The sequence below is a fragment of the Salinactinospora qingdaonensis genome, assembly GCF_039539445.1.
Lineage (GTDB): Bacteria > Actinomycetota > Actinomycetes > Streptosporangiales > Streptosporangiaceae > Salinactinospora > Salinactinospora qingdaonensis.
Map to the genome: position 1 here is coordinate 15,126 of NZ_BAABDD010000010.1, position 24,676 is coordinate 39,801.

Below are 24,676 nucleotides of genomic sequence, written 5' to 3' on the forward strand. Positions count from 1 at the left end.
TTTGGCTTCTCCCGGTTGGGAATCTTTTGTCGACAGTGGTTTTTGTTTTTTCTTTTCGGGGTGAATGGCTGGCTGTCTGGTTGGTTGTCGATGCTTCTTCGGTGGTGCTTGTCAAGGGTTTCCGATTCCTTGTGTCTGGCCTGGATTCCTGTCTAAAAATTGGCTGTGAATCCTTGTCTGTCGCGCATGAACGACTAGAATTGGAAGTGTCAGGCAATGGGACGGCAACCCCAAAGTCTGGCGTTTAATCAACCTCGGGAAGCTGCTTGAGGAGCATTTCTCATGACGCTGCTAGATGTTGACGTCTCGCGTTACTCTCTGACCGTTGATGCGCGCGACACGATTCGTGCGGTGCTGGACTCTGGCGATGGGGAGCGTGGCTCCCGGTTCGACGAGATCATGCACGTAGCCAGTTGCGGCGAAGCTGCGTTCGCGGTTCCGCCGTCGGCCTCCGTCGACCGCGGCGACTTCCGCCCGGGTCTGCCCGATGACGACGATTGGCCCGAGATCGGAGATCGTCACGAGCTTGCGGTACTGCGCAACATGGAGCGCGCGGGACTGGCCGAAACCTACGACCTGTTCTCGGAAACCATCGGAGAGTCCTACCTGGACGAGGGCCGCGTATTGACAGTGGTCCGGGTGCTGTGCCCGTTCACCATCGTGAGCGTGCGCTATGGCTGGAGCGGCGTTCTCGGTGCCTATGCCGACCGCTGGGAGATCACCGAACGTACGCACACTGTGCAGGCAGGTACCTACCTGGTCGGCCATGTGGGCGACTTCGGGATGACCTACGTCGGGGCTACCGGGATCGATGCCGCCTGCGAGGGTGCCGACGACATCACGGATGACGTGCTCTTCATGTGGCTGGTCGAGCAGGAAGGGTTTCTCGCTTCCTCTTGCTTGGCCGGCTGCGACTCCTGCCAGGGCCGGTGGATCGCTGAAGCCGGTTCCTGGCACTTCCGGCCTGACTGTGCCAGAGACGTCGACGACTTCGACTTTGACGCCATCGACGACGTCGACGGTGCCACGATCGCTTGCCCCGCCTGCGTGACGGGACGTGTGGGCTTCCTCGTCGTATAGGCCACACCGCACCGCGGGGCATCCCGAGTGGTCCCGGGATGCCCCGCCCCGATTTCCCCGTTCCTGCGCCGCGATTCGCGGCTTTCCCGCTGTCTGTTATGGAGCGCGTCATGCTTGCTGACCTGATCGTCAACGGTGAGCCCGTCACGCTGTTGGAGGACGACGACCAAACGGTGCAACTGGAGTCCGATACGGAAACCTCATCGCCGCAGTACCGCTGCCGTGCCTGTTCACGCGAACTGGCCAGGACACCAGACGGTTTCGAAAGCGACGACCACGGGCCGTGCTGTCCCGAGTATGAGCCCACCGGCGACACCGGCCTCGATTACGGCGAAGGTCCCCACGATCCCGAACGGATCCCGCTGGCGTGGTGCAACCACGCGGGCATCACGACCGATCCCGAACAAGACGCGATCACGGTCACCGCTTCCGTCGGGGACCCACGAGGCGCATTCGCGTTCACGCTGCGACGCATCCCCGACGATGCCCACAGCGAGCTTGCCGGTCGCCTGGTGCTACACGTGCCGCATCCGGATGAGCCATCCCTGCACATGGAGCTGACCCCAGTTCGTCCCGGGACCTACGTCATCGGTTCCCAGCCCTACGCTTCACGCGCGCAAGCCCAGAGTTAGCCCGTTCGCGTGGCAGGGCGGGACCACCCGCCCTGCCACGCGCCCCCGCCTGCGACCGCCCACCTCACAGCCATGGCTATTCCGCTTTCACCGGAGCGCGCCGGCGAGCAACGGAAGTTCGGCTGTGAGTCCAAGCCGTCCGCCATGGCGGCTGAACAGTAATCACAACGCAGCCACAACTGAACAGGGTTCGCAACCACGATCGTTGGCCTGTAGGAGGCAGCGAATGAGTGTCACGACCGAGTCCGTGAGCCGGTCTGCACACACCCACAACGAGACGCAGCGACCCGTTTTCCACACCACCTATGCCCGGCTGACCGACGCTCTGGCCACCGTCGGCCTTGCGATCTGCTCCAATACCGCCGTCCCGATCATGGCCGGTGTACTGCTGGAGAGCAGTAACGGCGATCTCGTGCTCAACGGCTTCGACTACGAAACCGCGATCTCCGTCCGTATCCCCGAAGCGGCTACAACGCAGGGACGGCTTCTGGTCGACCACACCGAGTTGACTAAACTGATGAACGCGCTGGTCAAAGGGACGCGCAAACGCGAAGCCGAGCGGCTGCCGGTCACGATCAGCGCGACAGATACCACGTCGGCCACCGTGGAACTGGCCGATTCCACCATGCCACTGACCACGCTTCCCCTCGACGACTACCCCACCTTGCCCGCCACGCCTCCCACCACGGCGCGCGTGGACCGCGAGGTCTTCACCACCGAGCTCAAGCGTGTACTGCCAGCTGTGGGCCAAGACGCCACCCTGCCCCCACTCGAAGGGGTCAAGTTCGACCTTTCCCCCTCACAGCTCACGCTGGCAGCCACAGACCGCTACCGGATCGCCGTGGCGCATCTGCCCGTCACCTCCACACTCCCCGCGCAAGACTCGGGGGTGCTGGTCCATGGCGGGCTGCTCGTCAAGCTGGCCAAGAAGTTCACCGGTGACCACGTAGGGTTCGGCTGGCAACATGATGAGGAGCCCTACCCGACGATGGTGGCGCTGACGTGCGGTGAAATCACGGTGCGAACGCGCTCGATCGATGGTGACTTTCCCGATTACGTTCGGCTGCTGACCAGCGAAACCCCCGTCGCCATCGTTGCCGACCGCGCCGAACTGCTCACTCAGACTAGGCGGGCCCAAGCCGTTCTCTCGGCTAAACGTGACGCCTCCAAGACCGTGACACTCACCGTCGATCCCGAGTCGGTGACGGTCGCGCCGCGTCTGTCAGAGCAGCCTGAGCAGGTGAGCACACCGCGGCTGGCGGCCAACGTCGTTGGAATCAGCCAGGCCACACAGTTCGGGGTGAATCCGCAGTACCTCTGCGAAGCGCTGGACAGCTTCACGGGTCAAACCGTCACGTTGCACGCGCAAACCCCCACCACGCCCATGCTGCTTACCGACGCCCCCGACGGGCTCGGTGATCCCACGGCGTTTCGCCACCTCATCATGCCCATCCGTCTTGACTGACCTCTTTCCCCGCGAGGTGCGGAAAGCCGGCCTTTCGGTTTCCGCACCTCCTCCCCGCCCTGTCTCGTACTCAGAGCGCAACGCCCGGTCGAGCGAGAGGAGGCAAGGAACGGCATGTCCACCCCAGAGTCGAGCCCGCCACACGTTGGCGCCGCAGTCGAACCCGCGCGCGGTCAGGTGCTGCTGTGGGTCTCCCACGTGCGCGAACTCGCCCACATCATCACCCTGCCGCCTGCGACCGCGCGGGCTTGGGCCGCCCAGATCACCCAGGCAGCCACCGCAGCCGAACAGTTCACGCCCGAGAAGGAGGGAGAGCACACATGAGCACGCGTGGCGCGATCGCCGTCCTCACCGGCGACAGTTGGCAGGGTCGCTACCATCACTTCGCCAGCTACCCTGCCGGCCTGGGACGGACCCTGTTCCGGCTCTACCACCAGACCTTCGGCAGAGACCACGCCGCGATGGCGACCACCCTGGTCGAGCAACACCCAGCCGGCTGGTCCACCATCATCAACCCTGCTGGCCCGCACCCCTTCACCGTGCCCGACTTTGACCACAGCGGATTCGCTGAACCCGACAGTAGCGACCATGCCCGGTTTCCCGCCTGCTACTGCCACGGCAGCCGAAACGATTCTGCGCAGCTGCTGGTGTGCCGCTGCCCTGGCAACACCGAGGGGTGCCTGCCGCTATGGATCGAGTGGGTCTACGTCCTCACTCCCACCGGGATGCAGGTTCTCACCTCTCACCACCCCGACTCCGACAGGGAGGCGGCGCATCGGTTGGTGGCCTGGGTGCCCTGGCAGCAGGAGGAGCCCTACTGGCAGCACCTGCACCAGCGCGTCGATACGGCCCGCATCCCCGCCCTTGGCACCTGACTCTGCTGTCTCGGTGTCCCAAACGGGACAGCCGGCGCGAGCGACAGCACTTCCCGAAAAACGTCACCGCGTTCTTTCCGTGGAATAGTCAAGGCTGTGGGGAAGCGTATCTAGTCCCACTCTAACCGCAATCAATGGAGAAAAAGAACCCGGCGGGTGAAACACCCCGAAGGGTGCCGGCAACTCACCCGCCGGGCCTCAACCTCGATCGCTCTTGAGGAGCGTCGATATCTGACACCCATAGGGGCGCCAGTGGGCTCAGTGTAGCGCATCGCTGCCCCGTCGAACAGCAGTTTCCTCGCAGCGGCACGTTACACCCATATCGCGGTGAAGGGCTCGTGCCACCGCCTGGGACAAGAAACGGAGTCAATTCCCGTCGACGGCCGGTCGCACAAGATCACGCGCCGACCGCCTTTCATGAATCCTCTGCTTTGTGTCAGATTCCGCGTTCCCGCCCGACGCCTGTCATTGAAAAGTACGATCGAATCAGGTGGTCATCATGGCTGGACCGAAAAAGAAAAGGAAGCAGAACTCCGAGAAGCGCGCCAAAAACACCGGGATCGCCCCTCCCGCTGGCCCGCCCCACCAGCACGCCACCACGATCGCTGAAGCGGTCGACGACGTCTGGCACGACGCACACGGTCATGGCGAGCTTGAGGTGCCCGTCTCGGTGGTCGCGGCGCTCGCGCTGTTGGCCCCTCCAGCCCAACAGCGCGACGAGGTCGCCGGCGAACTGATCGCCATGGATGCTGACCGATTCGCCACCTTCATGCGTACCCAATGGGCGATCTTCGTCAACGCCCGTCCCGACCTGGTCAACCGGGTCTGGCCGCTCATGCGGCCCTGGCACGGGGAACGTCCGCTGGGTGACCTCGCGACGCGCGCGGCTAAGCGAGTGGCCGGGGTAGCGCTGCAACGCGCCCAGCTCCACCTCACTGGAGATGCCGACTTGCGAGGCTCCACCGACCTGTTGGGAAAGGTACTGACCCTCCTGCGCGGTCCCAAAGCCGCTCAGGCTCGCGGCCAGTTCTACACCCCCACCAGCGTCACCGACACGATAGCCCGCCTGCTCGGGCCGCCCCAGGAAGGGCAAACGGTCCACGAACCAGCAGCCGGCAGTGGAGGGATGCTGCGCGCCGCTGCACAGGCCATGCGTGAGCACGGGCGTGATCCCGCCACGGTGACCTGGATCGCGGTCGACATCGACGAGGAGGCCATCGCCTGCCTGGCCGTCAACGTCGTGCTCTGGGGACTGGGACCCCGCGTGCTTTTGGGAGTGGGCGACAGTCTCAGCCACGACTGGATGGAACGCGCCGAGGCCGAACGCCGCGAAACCCTGGAACTGGCCCAGCAGGTCCGTCGCCACAAAACCGTCCTCCGCGCGCTCCAGAACCTCGAACCGCCAGACCGGCAGCCCGAATCGGAACAGGACTCCTCTGCGTCGCCCTGACCGCTGCCGCCGCTTCGTGGCCTCGGCCACATCTCCCCAAGCCGGGACAGCGTCTCCGCCGCCTCTCCAGCGGCCGAGGCCATTTCGCAGGCGCCCGAACGACGCCGACAACCCCACCTCGTGGTTCACGAGACCTGCGGATCGCCTAGCTATGTCCACCGCGCCCGCTCCACTCGGACCTGCCCTGTAGAGGAGATTCAGCAATGAGCAGCGCAGCAGAACGACACCGCCTCACCCGACTCGCCCTCACAACGTGGGGCGAAGTTGCCGAGATGCTCGCCGAACGCGGCGAGGTCTGGCCCAACACCGACCCCATGACGTGGGGCGTGGGACTCCAACTCGCCATGGCACGGATGCAGGCACTGGCCGAAGCCAGCACACTCATCGGTGGCCCCGACCTGCACCAACTCATCTCCCTCTACGAGCAGGAGACGACACGGTAAGCCCCTGACCGTCGCCGCGACCGGCAGGCGCAGGACACGACCAAGTGCCGTATCTTCCACGCCTGCCGGCCCTGTCTCGACCTGGCGTCCCTCACCGCCTGAGCCCCCCAACCCCTATCTACGCCAGGCGGAAAACGAGCCCTCGCATATACCACGCCTTGCCCCATTAACCAGACGCGCTGCTCCATCAGCTTCCGCGCCTGCTAAGGCAACAGACCACTGGGAGGATGACCATGGCAGCCGGCACCCTCTACGGGCGCATCGCCAAAACCGACGACTTCGGCATGACACGACGCATCGACATCCTGTCGCGCGGCACATCGACCTGGTCCGATCGGCTTCGCGGCGCCGTGCAATACATCGGCAACGACGGCCTGTGCGACCTCTACGAGGTCTACTTCGACGGCAGCAAAATCGGCGAGATCGAAGCTTACGACCACGGAGTCCTGTGCTGCCCCGAACTCGACGACGTCTACGACACCATCTTCAACGCCGTGTCCCACTTGGTTTAAAGGAAGCCGATCACTGCCGCGCTGAGCCCTGTTTGGGAAGTGGAGATCGAAAGTTGACCGGTGTCGATTCGTTGATCACGATCCGCAGTAAGAACTCATCTTAAAAGCTCTGCGAGGGCGTTCTATGGCTTAGCGTGATCACGCAATGTGAGTGGCGTGTTGTCTGAAGGACTCCGGGAGATCGTGTCCCCCTGCTGCCCCGCCGCTCACAACCGGGCGTCCCCGCGTGGACCAACGGGCGTTGCTGACGACTGTGCTGTTTGTCCAGACCTCGGGCTGTTCCTGGAAGCAGGCCGAGGCATGGACGGCCTCACCCGGGCCACCGCCCACCGATGGTTGAAAGGCCTGGACCGAGACGGGCCTGTGGCCTCGTATCCGCCAGACGGTCCTGGACGAGCTGGGCAGACGCGTCTTGGAGCGGGAGCGGGGCGGCCCCTGCTGTTCTCGCCTCCCCACCGCTTTTCCGCGGAATACGGCATTACCTCGACGTGAGAGCTCGCTGAGCTCGCCGTGTTTTCGTGGGTCAAGCGAAGGTAAAGAGCACGGAGTGGTCACGCGTTGTTCGCTCGCGGTCAGCAGATGCCTCCGCATTGTCTACGTGGGCGCCGGCCGGCGACGTGAGCTTGAGCATCCCCGTGGCCGCGCTTGAGGAGTTTCGTCCAGCGGTTGGCTGGTAACGAGCGAAAGGACGCTTGGTGTCTGCCCCCCTTCCCGGCAATCCTTTGTCTTCCCATGTACGCCCGGACTTGCCCGGCAGATTCAACGAACTCGACGTGCTGCGCCGCCAGTGGGGCCGCTTCGCCGCCACGGTGGAGGGCCAGATCGTTCCCCCGTTCGAGGTTCTGATCCATCCGTCCTCGGGGTGCAACCTGCGCTGCGATTGGTGCATCGGCGATCATGTCCCCCTGGAGATCTGGGACGACCAACGCGAAGAACTGGTGCTGCTGGACGCGGCCAAAGTCGCTTCGGATCGACTCCCCGATGCGTTGGCGGTGCCGGAGAACATGATGAAATTGGCCCAGGAGTTGGTCGACTATCGCGTTGAGGCGCGCTACCGCCATGATGGTCGCGAACACCGCGACACTTTCGGCATCGAAAACGTCTCCTTCTCCGGGCTGATCGGTGAGCCGCTCATCGCCCGGCGTGCCTTGGTTCCTGCCATCGACTATCTGGTGGCCCGCGGCATGCGGGTGGGCATCTTCACCAATGGCGTGCTGATGGACGAGGCTGTCATCGAGGTTTTGCTCGGCGCCGCCTATGTCCACGTCAGCATCGACGCCGCCACCCCACAAACCTATGCGGACCTCAAGTACGGCGGACGTCCCGCGGGGCAGGCGATGTTCGACAAGGCCGTGGCGAACGTGGCCCGCCTGGCCGAGCGACGTCGCGAGAGCGGGGCGACGGTGGAGATCAACACTTCCTTTGTGATGTATCCGCAGAACTTCGGCGAGGTCTATGACGCCGCCCACCTCTTGAGCCAGGTCGGGGTCGATTCACTGCGGTTGAAGCAGGACAACTCCGGCTCCCAACCGTTGAGCGACCAGCAGCGCGCCGAGGCTAAGCGTCTGGTTGAACGCATTCGTGCCGAGGTGGAGACCGAGGCGTTTCGGCTGGTGGAGATTCACCAGCTCGACAACCCTCAGGAGATGGCGCGTACCTGTTCGACCTGTTCGATCACCGACCTGATGGCCGCGGTCGGCTCGGATGGGCACCTATATCCGTGCAACTACCATCCGCGGCCCGGCGGGTTCAGCTATGGCAGCGCCATCGACACCTCGTTTGCTCAGGTGTGGGAAAGCCAGGAGCGCCAGCGGCTGCGCCACCAGCTGCCGACGATCTGTCCGACGGTGTGCGATCCGTTCAAGAACAGGGCCAACCGGCTGCTAGCCGAAGCCAAGACGGTCGTGGCGGACAGTGGTATCGATCGCCTTGAAAAGCATGTGGCCGACTTGGTTGACGGTGGTGCGTACGCGATCGAGAGGTGACACCTGTGGCGTATCGCCTGACAGTCGAGGACTTAAACGGGTGGGCTGCTCGCTCCTTTCCCCGCCTGCTGCGGGAGTGCTTCGACCTCGCAGGAGCGGGTGTCGAGGTCGTGGCTGCGCAACCGATCGTCGATTACGTCGCGTGGTACGTCGACGGCTACTTCGCACGCCGCGCGGCACCGGACCGAACGCGGTTGATCGTCTACAGCAGTGCTCCGGAGCTGTTCCGGATCGCCCGGGAAGCTCCCCTCGCTTCCTCAATACGCCGCGCGGTGCTTCCTACTGCTCCGGACGTGGTCTGCCTGGTGGATGACGCTCGCTCGACCGTACATCTGGTTCTCGGGGAAGGCGCAGAGCATGAGCACGCCCAGGTTGTAGTGCGGATCATGCGTGCGCTTATCCTGCGCGAGCTATTGGCGAAGGGGGAGCTGTTCGTTCGCGCGGCGTGCTTTGCGCTGGAAGGGGAAGGCGTGGCCGTGCTCGGAGGACGAGCTGCCGGCAAAACGACGATGCTGCTGCACACCCTGGACAGCGCGGGCGGGGCCTTAGCCGGTAACGACAAGGTCGCCCTCCGGCAAGGGGGGGAAGGGCAGGTGGAGGTGGCGGGCTTCCCGATCCGTGTCGGGGTCCGCGCGGGCAGCGTCCTCTCCCTGCGGGAAGGGCCGTTGCGAGATTACCTGGTGCACCAGTGGGAGCAGCAGATCGGCGATGTTGAGGGATGTGGCGATGCTTTGGAGCCGCGACTTGCGCTGCGACCACAGGAGCTGGCCACCGCTGCGGGCAGCACGGTGGCGCCACGTGGTCGCCTGACCGTAGCCATCGAACCCCGGCTTGATCCCGCAGTCTCCGCGCCGTATCTGTCGCTGCTCAGCGAAGAAGAGGCCGGCGCGTTGTGGAGCCGTAACGTCTTGCACGGCCCTGGCGAGGTCTTCCCCGAGCAGGCCGCGTTAGCTGATGGTGCGCCTGAGCACCGGCAGTGGATTCCGCAGATTCCCACCTACCGGTTGATCCAGCCACCGGGCATGACCCCACAGGCACTACGGCTGGTCGACGACGTTGTACGCCGCACCCGGGAAGGGGAATGAAGGGGATGCACATTCTTGGCATCGCTAGTGACCTCCATATCTCCTCGGCAGCCCTGGTCGAGGACGGGCAGGTCCGTGCCGCCGCGGCCGAGGAACGCTTCACACGGAGTAAACACACCCGTGCGTTCCCCCGGCGCGCGATCGAGTACTGCCTCTCCACCGTCCCGGACGGCCTGAACGGTGTGGACCGGATCGCGGTCAGTACCAACCCGGCGATCGACCTGAGCGTGCCGGATGGCCGTTACACCGGGCGCGCCCGATGGCACCCCGAAGGGCTGTATGCGATACCGAACAACCTCGCTGCCTTGCTGGATGAGCCGTATCAGGGGGCTGCGACGCAGATCTTGCAGACCGGAGACAAGCCGCTTCAAATCGACTACGTCTACCATCACGACGCGCACGCGGCCAACGCCTTCTTCCTTTCTCCGTTCGAGTCGGCCGCCGTTCTCACCGTCGATGGGCGGGGCGAGGACTGCACCGCGCTCAGCGCGGTGGGCAACGGCTCTGCCCTCACCACGCTGGGAACCATCCCTTATCCGCACTCGCTGGGGCTGTTCTACGGGGCGCTGACGCAGTATCTGGGCTTCCGCCTTGACCGTGACGAGTGGAAGGTCATGGGGCTGGCCGCCTACGGTGACGCCAATGGCGCGGTCTACAAGTCGCTCCGCGACCTCGTCGAGTTCCAGGACGGCACAATCCGCGTTGACCTCAACTACTTCAGCTACTACCTGCGGCCGGCCCGCAGCGCGGTGAGCGAGGCGTTCATCCAGCGCTTCGGTCCGCCACGCCGCCCCGACGAGGAGATCACCAGCCGACACCAAGACGTCGCCGCAGCCGCCCAGCACGTGTTGGAGGACGCCCTACACCACCTCCTGGCCGATTTGCACCACAGCACCGGCCTGGAACAGCTCGTGGTAGGCGGAGGAACGTTCATGAACTCCGTGTTCAACGGCAAGATCACGTCCTCAACGCCGTTCGACGAGGTCTTCGTCTCCAGTTGTCCCGATGACAGCGGCACCTCGATCGGTGCGGCCCTCTATACCCACTGCGTCCTGCTGGGGGCCGACCGCGGCCCGGCGATGACCCACAACTACTACGGCCCCTCCTTTGATGATGCCGCCATCAGTCGCGTTCTCTCTCGGGCCAAACTGCGGGCCCCCGAGGTGGACGACCCGGCGGATGTCGCCGCACACGCGCTGGCCGAGGGCAAGATCGTCGGCTGGTTCCAGGGCAGCATGGAGTTCGGGCAGCGTGCGCTGGGCAACCGCTCGATCCTGGCCGATCCCCGCAGCGCGGGCATGCGCGACCAGGTGAACAATGCGGTGAAGCTGCGCGAACCATGGCGTCCCTTCGCTCCGGCGGTCCTGGCCGACGACTTCGCCACCTACTTCGGCTCACAACCAGCGGCGCCGTTCATGGAGCGCACCCTTCCCGTCCTTCCTGAGACACACCACCTCATCCCCGCCACGATCCATGTCGACGGCACCGCCCGCCCGCAGACCGTCACCGCCGAAGCCAACCCGCTCTTTCACCGGCTCATCTGCGGATTCCGGGACCGTACGGGTGTCGGTGCGATTCTCAACACCTCCTTCAACCTGGCCGAAGAGCCCGTCGTGTGCAGCCCTGAGGACGCGATCCGCACCTTCTTCTCATCCGGTCTGGACACGCTTGTCCTCGGCAACCGGGTGCTCACCAAATGAGCGCACCCACGGAAACAGCGGAGGTGTCGGCATGCCTGCGCCAGTACGGACGACGCCTGTGCGGAGCGGTGCGCCGTCTTCCCGGCGGACACGTGGGGCAGGTCAACGTGGTGCCGACCGAGAACGGCCCGCTGGTCGCCAAGCGGTTCGGCTCACGATTCACGCCCGAACGCATCGAACTGGCGGCCCAGGCCCACCACCACGCAGCGCGTGCCGGACTGGCCCCACCACTGTGCCTGACGCGAAGCGGCCGACGAATCGCACACGTGGAGGACGCGACCTACCTGGTGACCGAGTACATCTACCATGCCCAGCAAGCCGGGCTGACATGTCTTGGCTCCGCGCTCGCCGCGCTGCACCGCTGCCTGGACCACTTCATCCCGGACCAGGACTGTGCCGACTTCCTACAACTGCCCACCCCTCCCACCGCAGATCTGAAACGACTGCGACAACAGATATGCGATACGACCATCCGCGACGCGATCGACTGGCGCATCCACATTCTGGAAACCTACGGACTCGACGCGCAGGCCATGGCAACCCTCTCCTGTGGGTGGGTTCATGGGGACGCACGCTTGGAAAACCTGGTCGCAGCCGACCCGAACCGCCCCCTGTTCGTCGACTTCGACCAGGTCTCCCGATTCCCGCGCCCCTATGAGATCGTCCGTGCCTTCGTCACCTCGATCCCTCCCGGGATGTCCGCGCCGGACTCGGCGTTTCGGACCTATCTGGACGCCTACCACCGCATCAGATCGATTGAGGCGACGGACCGCGCGGTCATGATCGACCTGTTCATCACCGTCCAAGCAGCCGAGAGCCGAACCTTTACCACTACCCAAGATGAGGTCCGCGGCATGTCGGCCTTCGCCCGCGCCCGACACCACCAGTTGACCTGGGTCATCGACCACCGTGCCCGCCTGCGCAGAATCGCCGAGGAGGCTCGACCGTGAGCACACTCGCCCTCGTGGGCGGACCACCGGTACGGACCCGCCCCTTTCACGACTGGCCGCAGTTCGACCAGGCAGAACTCCACGCCCTCACCGCGGTCCTGGAGAGCCGACGGTGGGGCGGCATCCACAGCCAATCCCAAGGGCAAGCCCTGGAACGCGAACTCGGCGACTACCTTCACGTTCCGCATGTCGCCGTGGTCTCCAGCGGCACCGCTGGGCTCATGATCGCCCTACGGGCACTGGGACTCCAGCCGGGAGACGAAGTCGTGGTACCGGCCATGACCTATGTGGCCACCGCGACCGCGGTCTCCCTGCTCGGCGGTGTCCCGGTCTTCGCCGATATCGACCCCGCCACCCACACTCTCGCCGCTTCCTCCACGAAATCCGCCCTCAGCGACAAGACCAGGGCGATCATCGCCGTCCACCTGGGTGGGCACCCGGCCGACATGGACGATCTCCGCGCCATCGCCGCAGAACACGACATCCCGATCATCGAGGATTGCGCCCAGTCGCTCGGCGCGACCTGGAACGGCGCACACACCGGGACGCTCGGCACCATCGGCGTGTTCAGTTTCGCCAGCACTAAGAACATCTCCGCTGGCGAAGGCGGCGCTGTTGTCACACCGCGTGACGATCTCGCCGCACGTATCGCCGCACTCCGCGACCACGGCCGTCCGCCCGGCACCTCCAGCCCGCACCCCCACCTGGGCTGGAACCTGCGGCTAAGCGAATTCCAGGCCGCCATCCTGCGAGCCCAGCTCGCACGCATGGAGCACCACACCGCAGCCAAGGAGCGGGGAGCAATCTTCCTTGCCGCAGAACTCTCTACCATCCCCGGCCTGCAGCCCGTGCCCCCGGCTCTCGACCCGCGCGTAACCACACACGGCCGCTTCTCCCTGGCGTTCACCTACGACCCCAAGGCATTCGACGATGTCCCGATCGACACCTTCCGCGCCGCCCTGCGGGCCGAAGGCATACCCGTCGGGCGAGGCACCCTCATCCCCTGTAGCGACGAGCCGATCTATGCTGACCCCGCCAACCCCGACTACGCCCCCGCACGCGTGGCCGCCGACACCCATGCCCGCAACACCTGCGCCCGTCTGGTTCTACTCGGACAAGCAGCCGGATCTGGCATGCTGCTCGACGAACCAACAGAACTCGCCGATGTCACACGTGCGGCCGAGAAGATATACAACAATCGCAGTCGACTCCACGAAGACCAGCGGAGCCGTGATCAAAGCCGCGTCTCGCCTGATCAGTGAACAAGGAGATTCACATGCCCCGAGCACCGTTTCAGGTCCTTGTCGTTGCCTTCCGCCGCACCGGTGAGCAGGTCGAGTTCGCCCTACTGCGGCGTGAGGACATGGACGTCTGGCAGGCGGTCGCCGGCGGTGGTGAGGTCGGCGAGACACCGCAGCAGGCCGCCGCTCGCGAGGCCAGCGAGGAACTCGGACTCACCCAGGCTGTTTCGCTTTATCCGTTGCAGACCACCGCCAGCATCCCCGCACGGTTCTTCGTCGATCGCGACAGTTGGCCGACGGGAACCTACGTCATCCCCGAGTACTCCTTCGCCGTTGACCTGACCGGTGTGGAGATCAAGATCTCTGAAGAGCACACTGCCGTCCAATGGTTGGACTATCACACCGCCCGTGACGTGCTGCGGTTCGACAGCAACCGCACAGCCCTGGGCGAGCTCCACGAACGCCTCCACGCCAACGACCTGCCCCAGCCCGTCGAGTGACCACCAGCCTCGAACCAGCCCTGGCCCGCACCCCAGCAACGCCCGGCCAGGGCTACCTCGGACCCTCGTGGTTCCTGTCAGACACGGCAGCCCGAGCCGGGTAAACGTTTGAATGTCCGTGAGCTGACGCCACCCCAACTCGCACTACGTGGAAACAGCCCATGGCGCCCAAATTCCCACCGCCAGAAGACCCTCCAGGTCAGCGCTGCCTCAAACAGTTACCCAAAGTCGACCTCCACCTCCATCTCGAAGGCGCCATGCGGCCCGCCACGCTTGCAGATCTGGCACGCACCTACGGGCAACCGATCCCACAGACCGCTCCCTACGACTCGTTTGACCAGTTTCAGAACTGCTATCGAGAGATCGTCAAACTGATTCGCACCAGGAGTGACCTCCAACGCCTCGTGCGTGAAGTCGTGGAAGACGCAGCAGCCTCAGGAGCGGTTTGGATCGAGCCACACTTCACCCCGACGACCTACACGCCAGCGCTCGGTTCCACCGAAGAGGTGCTTGACCTGGTCCTGGAAACCGGGACCTCCACAGGAACGCACTTGGGCGTCGGCTTTGGGCTGGTCCTCGGTGCCAGCCGCAACCGTGATCCGCACCACGCCATCGCCCTGGCACGGTTTGCCGCCGACTATGCCGGCCGTGGAGTCGTCGCCTTCGGCCTTACCGGTGATGAGACCGCAGCGCCTCCGGAAGCTTTCGAGAAAGCCTTCACGATCGCCCGGGAAGCCAACCTGATCATCACACCGCACGCAGGCGAGTTCGCCGGCGCGTCGAGCATCCAAAACGCGGTTGACGTGCTCTCTCCCGATCGAATCGCCCACGGCGTGCGTGCCGTTGAGCATCCACCGCTGATGAAACGCCTCGCCGACGAAGGCACAGCGTTGGACGTGTGCCTGACGTCCAACCACGTACTCGGTGTTGTCAAGCACCTCGACGAGCATCCCCTCCCGCGACTCCTGGACGCCGGAGTGCTGTGTTCCCTGGGCTCCGACGACCCGCTGCTATTCGAAACCAGTCTGCTCACCGAGTACCAGAACGCTCGCGCGCAGCTATCACTGACAGACCCACAACTCGCGGCACTAGCACGCACATCGATCTGTGCCTCCGGTGCACCCGACGAACTCATCACCAGTGCCGCGGCCGGTGTCACGACCTGGCTGGAAACGAGAATCAGCCACGCCCCACGGACCGAGCATGAGACCGCCTACTGAACTAACCCGACGCTTTATGAGAGTTCCTCTCATTTGGTGAATCTGCGGCAGCAGACCAGTGTGCAGGCGATGACGGTGAAGGCCGGGACGTGTGTGCCTGTGCGTTCGTAGCGCCGGTGTAGGCGGTGGTATCCGGCCAGCCAGGCGGCCTTCCTTCGGTGGCGCCCCAATCGCGTCGAGGACTCCACGCTGGCGCGGGCCAGACGCTCCTAGAGGCGAGACGGCACCTAGGGCACCACCTGCTGGAACAACTCCCACAACCCGTCCGGAACCAAACGCTCAACCATCGACACACGCTCAGGCCGACGAGACCCCGAATGAGATGGGCTCTAAGCTCTCCGCTGGTGCTCTGGCCGGGAGCATTCACCGGCTTGTAAGGAGGCAAGAGGTCGTCCCCTCGTCTTGGCTAAGGCTCGCTGGGTGTGTTCGTTGCGAGTTTGAGAAACCTGCCGATTTATGCGGCGTGGGGGCGGACGGCACCCATGAAGCGGGGGGTGTAGAAGTCGCTGTGCAGGGGCTGGGTACGGATGGGGTGGCCGGTGCCGGGGGCGTTGATCATTTTTCCGTCGCCGATGTACATGGTGACGTGGCTGGGGGCGGGGCCGGGGGCGCCGACGTTGGTGGTGTCGTAGAAGAGCAGGTCGCCGGGGGCGAGCTGGTTGAGGCTGACGCGGGTGCCGGCGTGGTACTGGTCGGTGGTGACGCGGGGGATGGTGACGCCGGCGGCGGCCCAGGCTTTCATGGTCAGGCCGGAGCAGTCGTAGCCCTGGGGGCCGGTGCCGCCCCAGATGTAGGGTTTGCCGACCTGGCGTAGCGCCCATTTGACGGCGTGCTGGCCGGCGTAGCTGCCCGCCTCGCCGCCGACGGGGCTGCTGAGTTGGCGGTAGTGCTCGATGCGGGTGAGGACGTCGTCGACGTAGATCTCGGAATGGTTGTAGCGCCAGAGTGCGTCGCGGAGTTGGCCGCGGTCGGTGAAGTCCACTGGGGCGCCGCCTGCGCTTTCGCAGAGCTCGACGGCGCCGGCGAGGACGTTGTCGAACACGTTGTGCGGGTCGGCCTTCCCGTCGTGGTTGCCATCACGGCCGTAGGTGTCCCACTGGCCGGGGAGTTGCTGGGTGGGGCCGAGGGCGCGGTCGTAGGTGGTGTTGCCGTCCCATCGGCCGTTGTCGGTGTCGTGGACGGGGGTGATGTTGCCACCCGCTCCGGAGCCGTCGAGGACGGGGCCGAGGAAGCGGGGGACCACGTCGCCGTCGGGTTTGATGTCGTGACCGGCCAGGTGGGTGGATTCGATGCGGCCGAGGCCGGCCAGTATGGCCCAGCTCATGCCTGTGCACTGGGGAGAGTGGCGTTCGAGCTGGGCGGGGGCGCGGGCGTAGGCCTCCAGCAGGAGTTCGGGGATGCCTTCAAGCTGTTCGGGCGCGCTCTGTGAGGCGGGAGCGTCGCGGCCGAGGAAGGCGGTGGCGGTGGAGAACACCAGTGCGGGGATGAGCAGGGCTGCGGCGCCTAGAGCGGCGCCGCAGCCGACGTTAGCCATCGTCTGCTCCTTCAAGCAGTGCGGGCTGGTGGTAGGTGGTGCGAGGACTCAGGTCGACGAGACGGCGGGGGATCAGGTGCGGATCGTCGACGCGGACCCAGACGTGGCGGGCGGGGTGAGCGCCGTGGACGGCGGTGGCCACCAAAACCGCAGGCCGAGGACCGAGGGCGTGGCGGAGGTGGGCTTCGCGCCGTTGGCTGGGTAGGTAGAACAGCACGATCGCGCTGGTCGTGGTGAGGTCGGCCAGTTCCTGGTAGGCGTCGAGTTTGGCGGTGAGGCGGCGTAGTCGTTCGGTGCCGGTGTCGTATTCGAGGAAGAAGTCCACCCTGCGGTCGGCCACGCGCCAGCGGCCGGCGGCGTCAGGGCGGACGATGTCGCCGTAGTGGTGGGTGCAGGTGGTCTCGGTCCACCAGTCCAGGTGGGTGTCGTCGTGGTGGCGGGTGTGGGTGTAGAGGTCGACGAAGAACTGGTTGGTGCCCAGGGTGTGGTCGAGGGTGGCGGAGTAGCCGGCGGCCAGGGCACGGTCGCGGCGGTAGCCGAACTCGCGCAGGGACTGGCCGTTTTCGGCGGCCAGGATCTCGGCGCCGGGCTGGTCGAGGACGTAGTGCCAGGGGGCGCCGCCGTGGGGTTTCCAGGGGCGGAGCCGGTCGAGGGCGCGCAGCCGGTGCAGGGTAGCCAGGCGCTGTTTGGCGGTGTTGTAGGAGTTCCAGCCCAGGGCGGTGAGCTGGTCGGTGGTGAACACCTTGTGTTGCCAGACCAGGCGCATGATGTGGCGGTCGCGTGGGGTGAGTCGGCGGGCGAGTTGCTTGACGGTTTCGGGTGAGCTGCGGGGACGGGCGGGGGCGCGGCGGTCGGGGCGCAGGACGACAGACACGACTGGCCTCCTTGAGAACCGGAGTGTTGCAGCGTTACGAGGATTGGTTGGTGCGGGCGGTCTTGCGTACGGCGGTGGCCCGCCCTGGCGTGGGGGCGGGCAGTGGGCGGGTGCGCAGGGTGAAGGCGGGGGTGAGGGCGCCGTTGGCGACCAGGCGGGCCGCGGCCTGGTAGCGCGCCAGGTGGGAGAGGTCGTGTTCGCCGAGTTCGGGGTGGACGTGGCGGGCGAGGCCGCGGGCGTCTTCGGGGGAGACGTCGAAGTAGACTTTGCTGCGGGCGTTGGTGGAGACGGCTTCGCGCGGGTCGCGGGGGAGTTGGGCGAGGTCTTGGTGGGCGAGGACGAGGCCGGCGCGGTAGGCGCGGGCTTCGGCGAGCATGTCGCCGAGTCCGTAGGGCAGGGTGAGGAAGTTGTGGGCCTCGTCCAGGTACACGCTGATGTCGCTGCGGTGGGCTTGGCGCTGCCGAGCGCGGGCCAGGACGCCTTGCCAGACCTGGGCCAGCGTGAGGGAGCCCAGCAGGGCACTGGTGTCTTCGCCGAGGACGCCTTTGGGCAGGCGGGCGATGATGACGGCGTCGTTGTCGAGCAGGTGGGGCAGGTTCAGGCTGGAGCGCGGCCGGGCGGCCAGCAGGTCGCGGGCGAAGTCGCGCAGTAGTACGGCGCGCAGCTTGTTGAGCAGCGGCGCGGTGGCGTGGGCCCGAGCCTGGTCGGATTGGGCCTCGTATCAGGACCAGAAGCCGGCCAGTACGGACTTCTCGTCCAGGTGGGCGGTGGCGCGGCGGCGGAATGCGTCGTTGTCGAGCAGTTTGGGGATGTTGGCCAGACTGGCTTGCGGTGTTCCCGCCAGGGTGAGTACGGCCGAGCGCAGGATGTCGTCGGTGCGTGGCCCCCACGATTCGGCGAAGATGCGTTTGAAGATGCCGGTGATGGTGTCGGCGGTGCGGGCCGGGGCGGGGCTGGCCAGGGCGTTGAGGCTGGGCGGGGAGGCGTCGTCGTCAGGGTCGATGAGCACCACCCGGTCCATGGCGTCCTCGGGGATACGTGGTAGTAGCAGTTCGGATTCGCCTTTGGGTTCGATGAAGACGAGTCCGCGGCCCTTGGCGATGTCATCCAGGGCCATGCCCAGCAACAATGTGGTTTTGCCGGTTCCGGTGCCGCCGATGATGTGGGTGTGCTGGCGCGCGTCGGCGATGCGCTGGGCGATGCTGCGGCGTTCGGACTGTTCAGCCACCCCGAGCAGGCGGGCTTGCGGGCTGTCGGTGGCGACTTGGGGCGGTGGCGGGGTGGAGCGGGCTGGGGCGCGTTGCAGGCCGGGCACGCTCTCGTCGGTGGGCAGGTGGGCCACTGCGGCCAGTTCGGTGACCGAGAGCAGATCGCCTGCGCCCATGTGGCGGGTGTGGATGCGCCGCTGCGGCGCCAGGAGTATGTGGCGGCGTTGGTAGTAGTTGTGGCCGCTGAACACCGCGAAGGACGCGGCGATGGCGTGGGCGTGTCCCCGTCGGCGTTGCCGTGCCGCGGTGTCGGTTCCGGGGGAGGAGACGAGGTAGCGGGTGAGGGTTTCCAGCCGGGGTTGGGTGGACTTGTTGAGGATGGCCTGGATCTCGCGCCGGGCTTCGGAGCGCATCGCCAACAGGGAGCTGGTGGAGCGTCGCGTGGTGGGGGTGAGCGCGTCGAAGGCGTCGGCGTGGGCGGTGGGGGCGTGGCGCAGCGCGGCGGCGGCCTGGTTGGTGCGGCGTAGCCGCCGGCCGGTGGCCGGTCGCACGCCGATTTGGACCATGATCTCCTCGCCGGTGGCCATATCGCTGGCGGCGCCGATCACGGCCCGCAGCGGGTCCTCGTCGTAGCTGGTGGCCAGCGGGTAGTGGTCGGGGCGGGCCAGCCGCACCCACCCGGCGTGGATATAGCGGTCGGGGCGGGGCGTGGGGATGGGGCGGGTGGTGGTGCTCGCGCCGGGCCAGGCCGAGGTGATGGCGTGTTCTACCAGCCCGGGCGGGGTGGGGCCGGGCACCCACAGCCGGATGCGCACCCCCGTGACGGTCATGACGTATTCCCACACCAGGTGGGGTTGGCCTAGCAGCAGCCGTTTCCACGCCGGTCGCAGCAGTCCCAGCAGTTGGGTCCACAAGGCGTGGGCTTGGGACAGCTCGGCGTGGGGTGGGGGCAGGATCTCGACCAGACGGGCGTGGCGCGTCCAGGCGCGGTGGCGTAGCCCGTGGACGACAACGCGGACCACCAGTAGCAGGGCCACCGTGGCCAGCCCGACCACTAGCAGCGTCCAGCCGTGGGCAGCCAGCAGGTCGACGAAGGCGCGGGCGAGGGCGTTGGGTAGCCGCCCCAGATCGGTGAGGAGCAGGGTCATAGGAGGTCGTCGTCCTCCTCGTCGAGCTGGGATTGGGAGAGGTCGAGGGAGACGTCGGTCTCGGGGCCGTCGCGGTCTGGGGCTTCTTCGGCCGGGTTGGTGGTGATGAGCTGGTGTTCGAAAGGGCTGGCGACCACCTGGAAGGCGACACGTTGGTCGCCGCTGCACAGCAGTGCGTCGCCGGGGGCAGCGGTGAGCAGGTGCTGTTTCTCGCCCTCGGAAAGGGCGAAGGTGTGGGCAATGGTGTCGATGGTGTGCGGGGCCTGGCGCATGAGGATCTGGGTGGCGGCATTGGCGACCACGGCTTTGCCCAGATCGCTGCCGAGTACATCGGCGGCGTCTTGGGTGGCCACGGTCAGTCCCACCCAGCGTTTGCGGGCGGCCTTGGCCAGCCGGTACAGGAAACGGGCGCCTTCGGGGGTGGACATGAGCAGCCACCCCTCGTCGACCAGCACCATGCGCGGATGATCGGGGGCGGCCTCGGCGACGCCGCGCCAGATCCCGTCCAGGGCCAGCAGCGTGCCCACTCCTTTGAGTTCCTCGGGTATCTCGCGCAGCGACCAGGAGACGAGATGGCCGGTGGGGCGCCGGCTGGTGGGCGCGGCGAACAGCTCCCGGTAGGACCCACTGACGTAGGGGGCGAGCTGGAGTGCGAGGTCACGGGCGTGCTCATCGTCGGCCGCGCCCAACGTGGCGGCCAGATCGCCCAACAGCGGAGCGGGACGGCTCCAGGTGCGCTCGTCGGCGGTGATGCCGGCGTTGCGGTAGGTGGTGATCACCGCTTGGTCCAAAGCGGCGCGTTGCCGCGCGCTCAGGGGCCCGCCCAGCATGACGGCCAGCAGGGTGTGCAGGAACAGGGCGCGGCGGCTGAGCGCGTCGCGGGTAGCGCCGGCATCCAACGCCAGATCGAGGGGGTTGAGGTGAACCCCGGGAGCCCCCAGCCGCAGCGTGGTGCCTCCGACGGCTTCGGTCAGGCGGGTGTATTCGTCTTCGGGGTCGATGACGGCGGCGGTGACACCGGTGTAGAGCGAGCGCAGCAGGTCGAGTTTGCAGAAGTAGGATTTGCCGGCACCCGAGCGGGCCAACACGACCGTGTTGTAGGTGTCCAGCGCCCAGCGGTCCCAAACCAGCACCCCGGCCGAGTCGGCGTTCAACCCGTAGAGCACGGCGGTGGGGGAGGTCTGCACGGCTACATCGGGGCTGGCGAAGGGGTAGGCGGCTGCCAGCGCGGTGGTGTCCATACTGCGGCGCTGGCCCAGTAGGTCCACGCCCAGCGGTAGGGCTGAGGCCCAGCCGTGGAGTTGGCGATAGGTGGCCGGGCGGGCCTGCAACAGCATCGAGGCGGCCAGGGACTGGACGTGGCCGATCTCTGCGTCCAACTCTTCGTTGGTGGCGGCGTGGACGGTGATGGACAGCCCGACGCGGAACAGTTTGCCTTCGCCGCGGGCCAGCGAGGCGGCCATGTCGCGGGCGTCCTGGGCGGCGGTCTCGGCTTCGAAGTCCTCCAGTTTTCCCTGCTCGGCTCCGGTCTGGCTGGCCGATTCCAGTCGGGCTCGCTGGCGCCGCAGCCGGTGTGCGGCCATCTCCGGGGGCACCGGTTCCACGTGGACGGAGACGTCCAGCCGTCCCGGATAGGTCAGCAGCGGCTCCAACCACCCATGGCCCACCTCGGCGGGATAGCCGGTCACCACGAAGTTCGCCGCCACCCCCGATCCCAGGTCGATCCGGCGCGCCCCAACCTCGACCTCGGCCGCCACCGGTGTGGAGTCACGCGCGGTCGTGGAGCGCTTCGTTTTCGATTTCGTCCGTCCCAGCATCTAGGCCTCCTCACCCGAAGGCGCCCCGGTGATCACCTCGTCCGCGCTGGCCAGCTCCTCACCGGGCGGGGTGGCATCGAAGGGCGCGGCTGCCGAGTCCAAGACGGCGGCAACACGGGCGCCGTCCAAGACGGTGGCGGTGGTGCCGGCACCAGCCAGCGCGCGGGCGGCATCGTCGGCGCGGCGGCGCACGGTTGCCACCGCCTGCCGCCCTTGGCTGGCAGGCGCGCGCAGCACCATCAGCACCTGCCGATACAGCAGCTCGCGGCTCTCAGCCAATTCGGCGAGATAGGCGGCGTGGTCGCCGGCGGCCCGCTCCAGGGCCGGATGCGGCAACCCCGGTGCCGCGTGGTCGAGGGCGGCAATCAAGGGGTCCAGGCGCACGGATTCGGCGCGCACCACAAACTGCGCGGGCGTGGCCAGGGAGTTGAGATAGCTCGCGAAACCGCTGACGAGGGCGGCTTGTTCCTCAGGGGTGCGCAGCCCGAAGTTCACCGTCGAACACGACAAGATGACGGCCACGCCGTGCTCGCCCAGGTCGATGGTGCCGTCATCGCCGATCGCCTGCAGCGGCAGGTCCAGCGGTGCCGGCAGCGGCGTGGCCCGTGCGCCGATCCAGGAGGGGATTGAAGCGGTGGGAACGGGATGGGCGGTGCGGCGTTTGGCGGCCCGGAGATAGCGCCAGGCCGCCACAGCCAGCCGGTCCAGGCTGAGCCCGTCGCGGCGCACCAGCGCCGCGGCCACCGCCGCCCCCACCAGGGGCACCGCTAGAACGGCCAGTACCGGCAGTGGCACCCACGGGTACAGGACAGCACCCGCGCCCCACACCGCTAGGGCGGGAACGCCGATGATGAGCAGTTGGCGGGCCGTCAGCCCCGCCAGGATCGGATCGTCGCGTTCGATGTCGGCGGGCATGCGGATCCGCGCCATCTACCGTCTCCTTTGCCGAGCGCCCCGCTGAGCGTGGCGGGGCTTGGGACGAATCGGCCTTTTGGGAATCCGTCCAGTCGGACCCGCCTCACCCGAGGCAGGGGAAGCAGAAGAGGACGACGGGGGCGGGGACGCCCCCGACCGCGCCCCCTGTGGTGGAGGCGAGGCGGTAGCGGACCGGCGGGGTGGTGGGGCAGGTCCGCTGCTGGCACGGGCAGGGGGCGTCTGGTCGGGGGAGGTGCGGGCAGAGCGTGTCTGTTGGCGGCGGGACTGGGGGTAGCGCAGGTGGGGCCGCATCGCCCGGTAGCGGCGTGGATCCGGCGGTGGGGGAGCAGAGGCGGCGCGGGGGCGGTGTTGAGCGAAACCACGCCCCCACCACTGGCTAGCGCCACTGCCACTGCTGTTGTCCGAGGCCGTGGCCCCGTCCCGCTGGTGCCGACGCGCCCCCTTACTCCCCGGCGGTGGGGGTGCTGCCGTGCCAGAACGGGACCGGTCGTGGTGCGCCGTGCCGCCCTCTGCCGAGCCGGCAGTGCCGCTGCCACCCCTGCCTCTGGGGGAGCGGGCAGGCCCTGGCGGGCCAGCCCCGCCGTGGCCGCCAAACGCGCCCGACGTCTGGCCGGAGGTACGGCTAGTCCTGCCGGTCGCGCGGGCTGGCGGCGTGCCCGCTTGGCGCCCCACCCCGGTCCCCGTTCTGTGTCCGGCAGCGGCACTGGCCGGGCTGCCTGCGCGTCGGGGGCCACTGCCAGCGCCAGTTGACGTGGGGCTGCCTCGGGGGCCGGTGGGTCCCCGTCCGCCTCGCGGACCGGCCGGCCCGCCGCCAGCCCCTGGCGGGGCGCCGCCCTGGCCACCGCGGGGCGCCCGTGCTGCGGTGGCGCTGGCGGCGGCTTTGCCGAGGTTGCGCAGTACCAGCACGTTCAGGGCGAACTTGGCGGCCTTGAGCGCGGGGGAGGCCTGGTAGTTGAACACCCGCTTGAACGCCCAGAACGGGATACGCGCCAGCACATACAGCAGGCAGATCACGATCCCCACATCCAGCAGCGACGCCGCCGTGCCGCTCAGGTCGAGTAGATCCCGCGCGCCGCGGTTGAGGAAGATGGTCACCGCCACGCGCAGCGTCAGCGCCTGGCCCAGTTGCACCAGCATCAGTGCGACCATTGCGCGCCACCACAACCGCGCCACACCCTCGGTTTGAGGCAGCGCGTGGCAGGCCAACGCCAGCGGGGCCGCTGCGGTGAGCAACAGCCACAGGGTGAGCCGCACCAGCAAGGCGAAGAAAAAGAACAGCTCCAGCAGGCCGGCCACCAGGTACAACACCACCACGATCACGACCTCGCCGGCCGGATCGGCCAGGACGCGCCCGATCGCGGTAGCCACGTCGGCGCCGGTGGCGGTGTCGCTGACCAGCCGCAGACTCGTGGCGTTGCCGAGGTCGGCCAGCAGTTCACACACCCACCAGGAGGCGTTGGCCCCCACAAACCCCAGCACCAGCCGCGGCGCCACCTTCTTGATACCGGTCGAGGTCTGCACCGTGGGGTTGGTCATCACCACCACCCCGCCCACCGTGACCAGCAGCACGAATCCGGTGTTGACCACCCCCGCACACACCCGCCACGCCTGCTCCACCCCCGGCGTGGGCACCGGCTGGGTCAACAGGCCGATCGCCGCGGCCATGAGGTTGAGGTTGACCACCTCGGTCACCGTCTCGACCAGCCATCCGTTGAACGCCTGGCGTACCTGGCATGCGTAGTCCCACATCCCACACGCATCCGCCCTCTCCGGCGGCTGCTCCTCCGGTGGGCTGGGCTCAGGCCCCGGGGCAGGCGAGGGCTCGGGTGAGGGCACCCCGCTCGGTTCCGGCTCAGCCGGGGGTGTCGGCTTCGGCACGGGCTCTGGCTCGTGGCCCGGCGACGGCGCGGGAGCCTCGATGGCACCGGCAACGGTCGCGGCAGCGCCGGCCGGTGCCGCCAGCACCGTCCCACCGCCCACCAACGCCGCAACCACGAGCGCCGTGCCGGCTGCCACACGAC

23 protein-coding genes and 1 pseudogene are annotated in these 24,676 nt (G+C 67.1%); 16 read left to right on the forward strand and 8 right to left on the reverse strand.

What is annotated here, in order from left to right; translation table 11 throughout:
• The first annotated feature begins 282 nt into the window (after window positions 1-282).
• The 15 genes from ABD848_RS12430 (at window position 283) to add (ending at window position 15,138) form a co-directional block, all read left to right on the forward strand.
• Window positions 283-1,080, forward strand: coding sequence for a hypothetical protein (locus tag ABD848_RS12430; protein WP_344971212.1), 798 nt, complete (start codon window positions 283-285; stop codon window positions 1,078-1,080).
• A 110-nt stretch (window positions 1,081-1,190) separates the two neighbouring features.
• On the forward strand, window positions 1,191-1,712 hold the full coding sequence (locus ABD848_RS12435; RefSeq protein WP_344971214.1) for a hypothetical protein: 522 nt from the start codon (window positions 1,191-1,193) through the stop codon (window positions 1,710-1,712).
• A 226-nt stretch (window positions 1,713-1,938) separates the two neighbouring features.
• The gene (dnaN, locus tag ABD848_RS12440; RefSeq protein WP_344971216.1) at window positions 1,939-3,177 is read left to right on the forward strand and encodes a DNA polymerase III subunit beta; all 1,239 of its coding nucleotides are present in this window, start codon (window positions 1,939-1,941) and stop codon (window positions 3,175-3,177) included.
• 114 nt (window positions 3,178-3,291) lie between these two features.
• Window positions 3,292-3,501 carry a hypothetical protein gene (locus ABD848_RS12445; RefSeq protein ID WP_344971218.1) on the forward strand — a complete coding sequence of 70 codons (210 nt, stop codon included), beginning with the start codon at window positions 3,292-3,294 and terminating at the stop codon, window positions 3,499-3,501.
• Window positions 3,498-4,052 (forward strand): hypothetical protein, encoded by a 555-nt coding sequence (locus ABD848_RS12450; protein WP_344971220.1) that lies wholly within the window; start codon window positions 3,498-3,500, stop codon window positions 4,050-4,052. Before ABD848_RS12445 ends, ABD848_RS12450 begins: the two co-directional genes overlap by 4 nt.
• A gap of 499 nt (window positions 4,053-4,551) precedes the next feature.
• Window positions 4,552-5,502, forward strand: coding sequence for an N-6 DNA methylase (locus tag ABD848_RS12455; RefSeq protein ID WP_344971222.1), 951 nt, complete (start codon window positions 4,552-4,554; stop codon window positions 5,500-5,502).
• Between the two features lie 203 nt (window positions 5,503-5,705).
• Complete coding sequence (locus ABD848_RS12460; RefSeq protein WP_344971224.1) at window positions 5,706-5,945, forward strand: hypothetical protein; 240 nt, start codon at window positions 5,706-5,708, stop codon at window positions 5,943-5,945.
• Between the two features lie 233 nt (window positions 5,946-6,178).
• Window positions 6,179-6,457, forward strand: coding sequence for a hypothetical protein (locus ABD848_RS12465; protein WP_344971226.1), 279 nt, complete (start codon window positions 6,179-6,181; stop codon window positions 6,455-6,457).
• Window positions 6,458-7,152: 695 nt separating this feature from the next.
• A complete protein-coding gene (locus tag ABD848_RS12470; protein WP_344971228.1) occupies window positions 7,153-8,442 on the forward strand; it encodes a radical SAM protein in 1,290 nt (429 codons plus the stop codon).
• 5 nt (window positions 8,443-8,447) lie between these two features.
• Window positions 8,448-9,527 carry a hypothetical protein gene (locus ABD848_RS12475; RefSeq protein ID WP_344971230.1) on the forward strand — a complete coding sequence of 360 codons (1,080 nt, stop codon included), beginning with the start codon at window positions 8,448-8,450 and terminating at the stop codon, window positions 9,525-9,527.
• Window positions 9,524-11,227 carry a carbamoyltransferase family protein gene (locus ABD848_RS12480; protein WP_344971232.1) on the forward strand — a complete coding sequence of 568 codons (1,704 nt, stop codon included), beginning with the start codon at window positions 9,524-9,526 and terminating at the stop codon, window positions 11,225-11,227. The genes ABD848_RS12475 and ABD848_RS12480 overlap by 4 nt, the downstream gene beginning before the upstream one ends.
• Window positions 11,224-12,177 carry a phosphotransferase gene (locus ABD848_RS12485; RefSeq protein ID WP_344971234.1) on the forward strand — a complete coding sequence of 318 codons (954 nt, stop codon included), beginning with the start codon at window positions 11,224-11,226 and terminating at the stop codon, window positions 12,175-12,177. The genes ABD848_RS12480 and ABD848_RS12485 overlap by 4 nt, the downstream gene beginning before the upstream one ends.
• Window positions 12,174-13,439: a DegT/DnrJ/EryC1/StrS family aminotransferase gene (locus ABD848_RS12490; RefSeq protein ID WP_344971236.1), complete on the forward strand. Its 1,266-nt coding sequence runs from the start codon at window positions 12,174-12,176 to the stop codon at window positions 13,437-13,439. The genes ABD848_RS12485 and ABD848_RS12490 overlap by 4 nt, the downstream gene beginning before the upstream one ends.
• 14 nt (window positions 13,440-13,453) lie before the next feature.
• A complete protein-coding gene (locus tag ABD848_RS12495; protein WP_344971238.1) occupies window positions 13,454-13,918 on the forward strand; it encodes an NUDIX hydrolase in 465 nt (154 codons plus the stop codon).
• Between the two features lie 161 nt (window positions 13,919-14,079).
• Window positions 14,080-15,138 (forward strand): adenosine deaminase, encoded by a 1,059-nt coding sequence (gene add, locus ABD848_RS12500; RefSeq protein WP_344971240.1) that lies wholly within the window; start codon window positions 14,080-14,082, stop codon window positions 15,136-15,138.
• 29 nt (window positions 15,139-15,167) lie between these two features.
• Here add and ABD848_RS12505 read toward each other — a convergent pair.
• The 4 genes and pseudogenes from ABD848_RS12505 to ABD848_RS12520 form a co-directional block, all read right to left on the reverse strand.
• Window positions 15,168-15,344 (reverse strand): annotated as a pseudogene (locus tag ABD848_RS12505) (IS5/IS1182 family transposase); the annotation flags it as partial.
• 248 nt (window positions 15,345-15,592) lie between these two features.
• A complete protein-coding gene (locus ABD848_RS12510; RefSeq protein ID WP_344971242.1) occupies window positions 15,593-16,672 on the reverse strand; it encodes a C40 family peptidase in 1,080 nt (359 codons plus the stop codon).
• Window positions 16,665-17,546 carry a replication-relaxation family protein gene (locus tag ABD848_RS12515; protein WP_344971244.1) on the reverse strand — a complete coding sequence of 294 codons (882 nt, stop codon included), beginning with the start codon at window positions 17,544-17,546 and terminating at the stop codon, window positions 16,665-16,667. The genes ABD848_RS12510 and ABD848_RS12515 overlap by 8 nt, the downstream gene beginning before the upstream one ends.
• Before the next feature lie 34 nt (window positions 17,547-17,580).
• On the reverse strand, window positions 17,581-17,976 hold the full coding sequence (locus tag ABD848_RS12520; RefSeq protein WP_344971246.1) for a type IV secretory system conjugative DNA transfer family protein: 396 nt from the start codon (window positions 17,974-17,976) through the stop codon (window positions 17,581-17,583).
• Here ABD848_RS12520 and ABD848_RS12525 point away from each other — a divergent pair.
• A complete protein-coding gene (locus ABD848_RS12525) occupies window positions 17,956-18,198 on the forward strand; it encodes a hypothetical protein (protein WP_344971248.1) in 243 nt (80 codons plus the stop codon). The two genes, ABD848_RS12520 and ABD848_RS12525, sit on opposite strands and share 21 nt — an antisense overlap.
• Before the next feature lie 69 nt (window positions 18,199-18,267).
• On the opposite strand, the gene ABD848_RS12530 is transcribed toward ABD848_RS12525, so the two are convergent.
• Genes ABD848_RS12530 through ABD848_RS12545 form a run of 4 tightly spaced genes read right to left on the reverse strand, consistent with a single transcriptional unit; the run spans window position 18,268 to window position 24,404 of the window.
• Entirely contained in the window at window positions 18,268-19,902 is a 1,635-nt protein-coding gene (locus ABD848_RS12530; protein WP_344971250.1) for a type IV secretory system conjugative DNA transfer family protein, read from the reverse strand.
• Window positions 19,899-21,719 carry a VirB4 family type IV secretion system protein gene (locus tag ABD848_RS12535; protein WP_344971252.1) on the reverse strand — a complete coding sequence of 607 codons (1,821 nt, stop codon included), beginning with the start codon at window positions 21,717-21,719 and terminating at the stop codon, window positions 19,899-19,901. Before ABD848_RS12535 ends, ABD848_RS12530 begins: the two co-directional genes overlap by 4 nt.
• Complete coding sequence (locus ABD848_RS12540; RefSeq protein WP_344971254.1) at window positions 21,720-22,649, reverse strand: PrgI family protein; 930 nt, start codon at window positions 22,647-22,649, stop codon at window positions 21,720-21,722.
• Complete coding sequence (locus tag ABD848_RS12545) at window positions 22,650-24,404, reverse strand: hypothetical protein (protein ID WP_344971256.1); 1,755 nt, start codon at window positions 24,402-24,404, stop codon at window positions 22,650-22,652.
• Between the last annotated feature and the right edge of the window lie 272 nt (window positions 24,405-24,676).

Bases quoted from the DNA above. Each gene is read 5' to 3' on its own strand.
- ABD848_RS12430 (WP_344971212.1), top strand. From the start codon at position 283: ATGACGCTGCTAGATGTTGACGTCTCGCGTTACTCTCTGACCGTTGAT.
- ABD848_RS12435 (WP_344971214.1), top strand. From the start codon at position 1,191: ATGCTTGCTGACCTGATCGTCAACGGTGAGCCCGTCACGCTGTTGGAG.
- dnaN (WP_344971216.1), top strand. From the start codon at position 1,939: ATGAGTGTCACGACCGAGTCCGTGAGCCGGTCTGCACACACCCACAAC.
- ABD848_RS12445 (WP_344971218.1), top strand. From the start codon at position 3,292: ATGTCCACCCCAGAGTCGAGCCCGCCACACGTTGGCGCCGCAGTCGAA.
- ABD848_RS12450 (WP_344971220.1), top strand. From the start codon at position 3,498: ATGAGCACGCGTGGCGCGATCGCCGTCCTCACCGGCGACAGTTGGCAG.
- ABD848_RS12455 (WP_344971222.1), top strand. From the start codon at position 4,552: ATGGCTGGACCGAAAAAGAAAAGGAAGCAGAACTCCGAGAAGCGCGCC.
- ABD848_RS12460 (WP_344971224.1), top strand. From the start codon at position 5,706: ATGAGCAGCGCAGCAGAACGACACCGCCTCACCCGACTCGCCCTCACA.
- ABD848_RS12465 (WP_344971226.1), top strand. From the start codon at position 6,179: ATGGCAGCCGGCACCCTCTACGGGCGCATCGCCAAAACCGACGACTTC.
- ABD848_RS12480 (WP_344971232.1), top strand. From the start codon at position 9,524: ATGAAGGGGATGCACATTCTTGGCATCGCTAGTGACCTCCATATCTCC.
- ABD848_RS12485 (WP_344971234.1), top strand. From the start codon at position 11,224: ATGAGCGCACCCACGGAAACAGCGGAGGTGTCGGCATGCCTGCGCCAG.
- ABD848_RS12495 (WP_344971238.1), top strand. From the start codon at position 13,454: ATGCCCCGAGCACCGTTTCAGGTCCTTGTCGTTGCCTTCCGCCGCACC.
- add (WP_344971240.1), top strand. From the start codon at position 14,080: ATGGCGCCCAAATTCCCACCGCCAGAAGACCCTCCAGGTCAGCGCTGC.
- ABD848_RS12510 (WP_344971242.1), bottom strand. From the start codon at position 16,672: ATGGCTAACGTCGGCTGCGGCGCCGCTCTAGGCGCCGCAGCCCTGCTC.
- ABD848_RS12530 (WP_344971250.1), bottom strand. From the start codon at position 19,902: ATGACCCTGCTCCTCACCGATCTGGGGCGGCTACCCAACGCCCTCGCC.
- ABD848_RS12535 (WP_344971252.1), bottom strand. From the start codon at position 21,719: ATGCTGGGACGGACGAAATCGAAAACGAAGCGCTCCACGACCGCGCGT.
- ABD848_RS12540 (WP_344971254.1), bottom strand. From the start codon at position 22,649: ATGGCGCGGATCCGCATGCCCGCCGACATCGAACGCGACGATCCGATC.
- ABD848_RS12545 (WP_344971256.1), bottom strand. From the start codon at position 24,404: ATGTGGGACTACGCATGCCAGGTACGCCAGGCGTTCAACGGATGGCTG.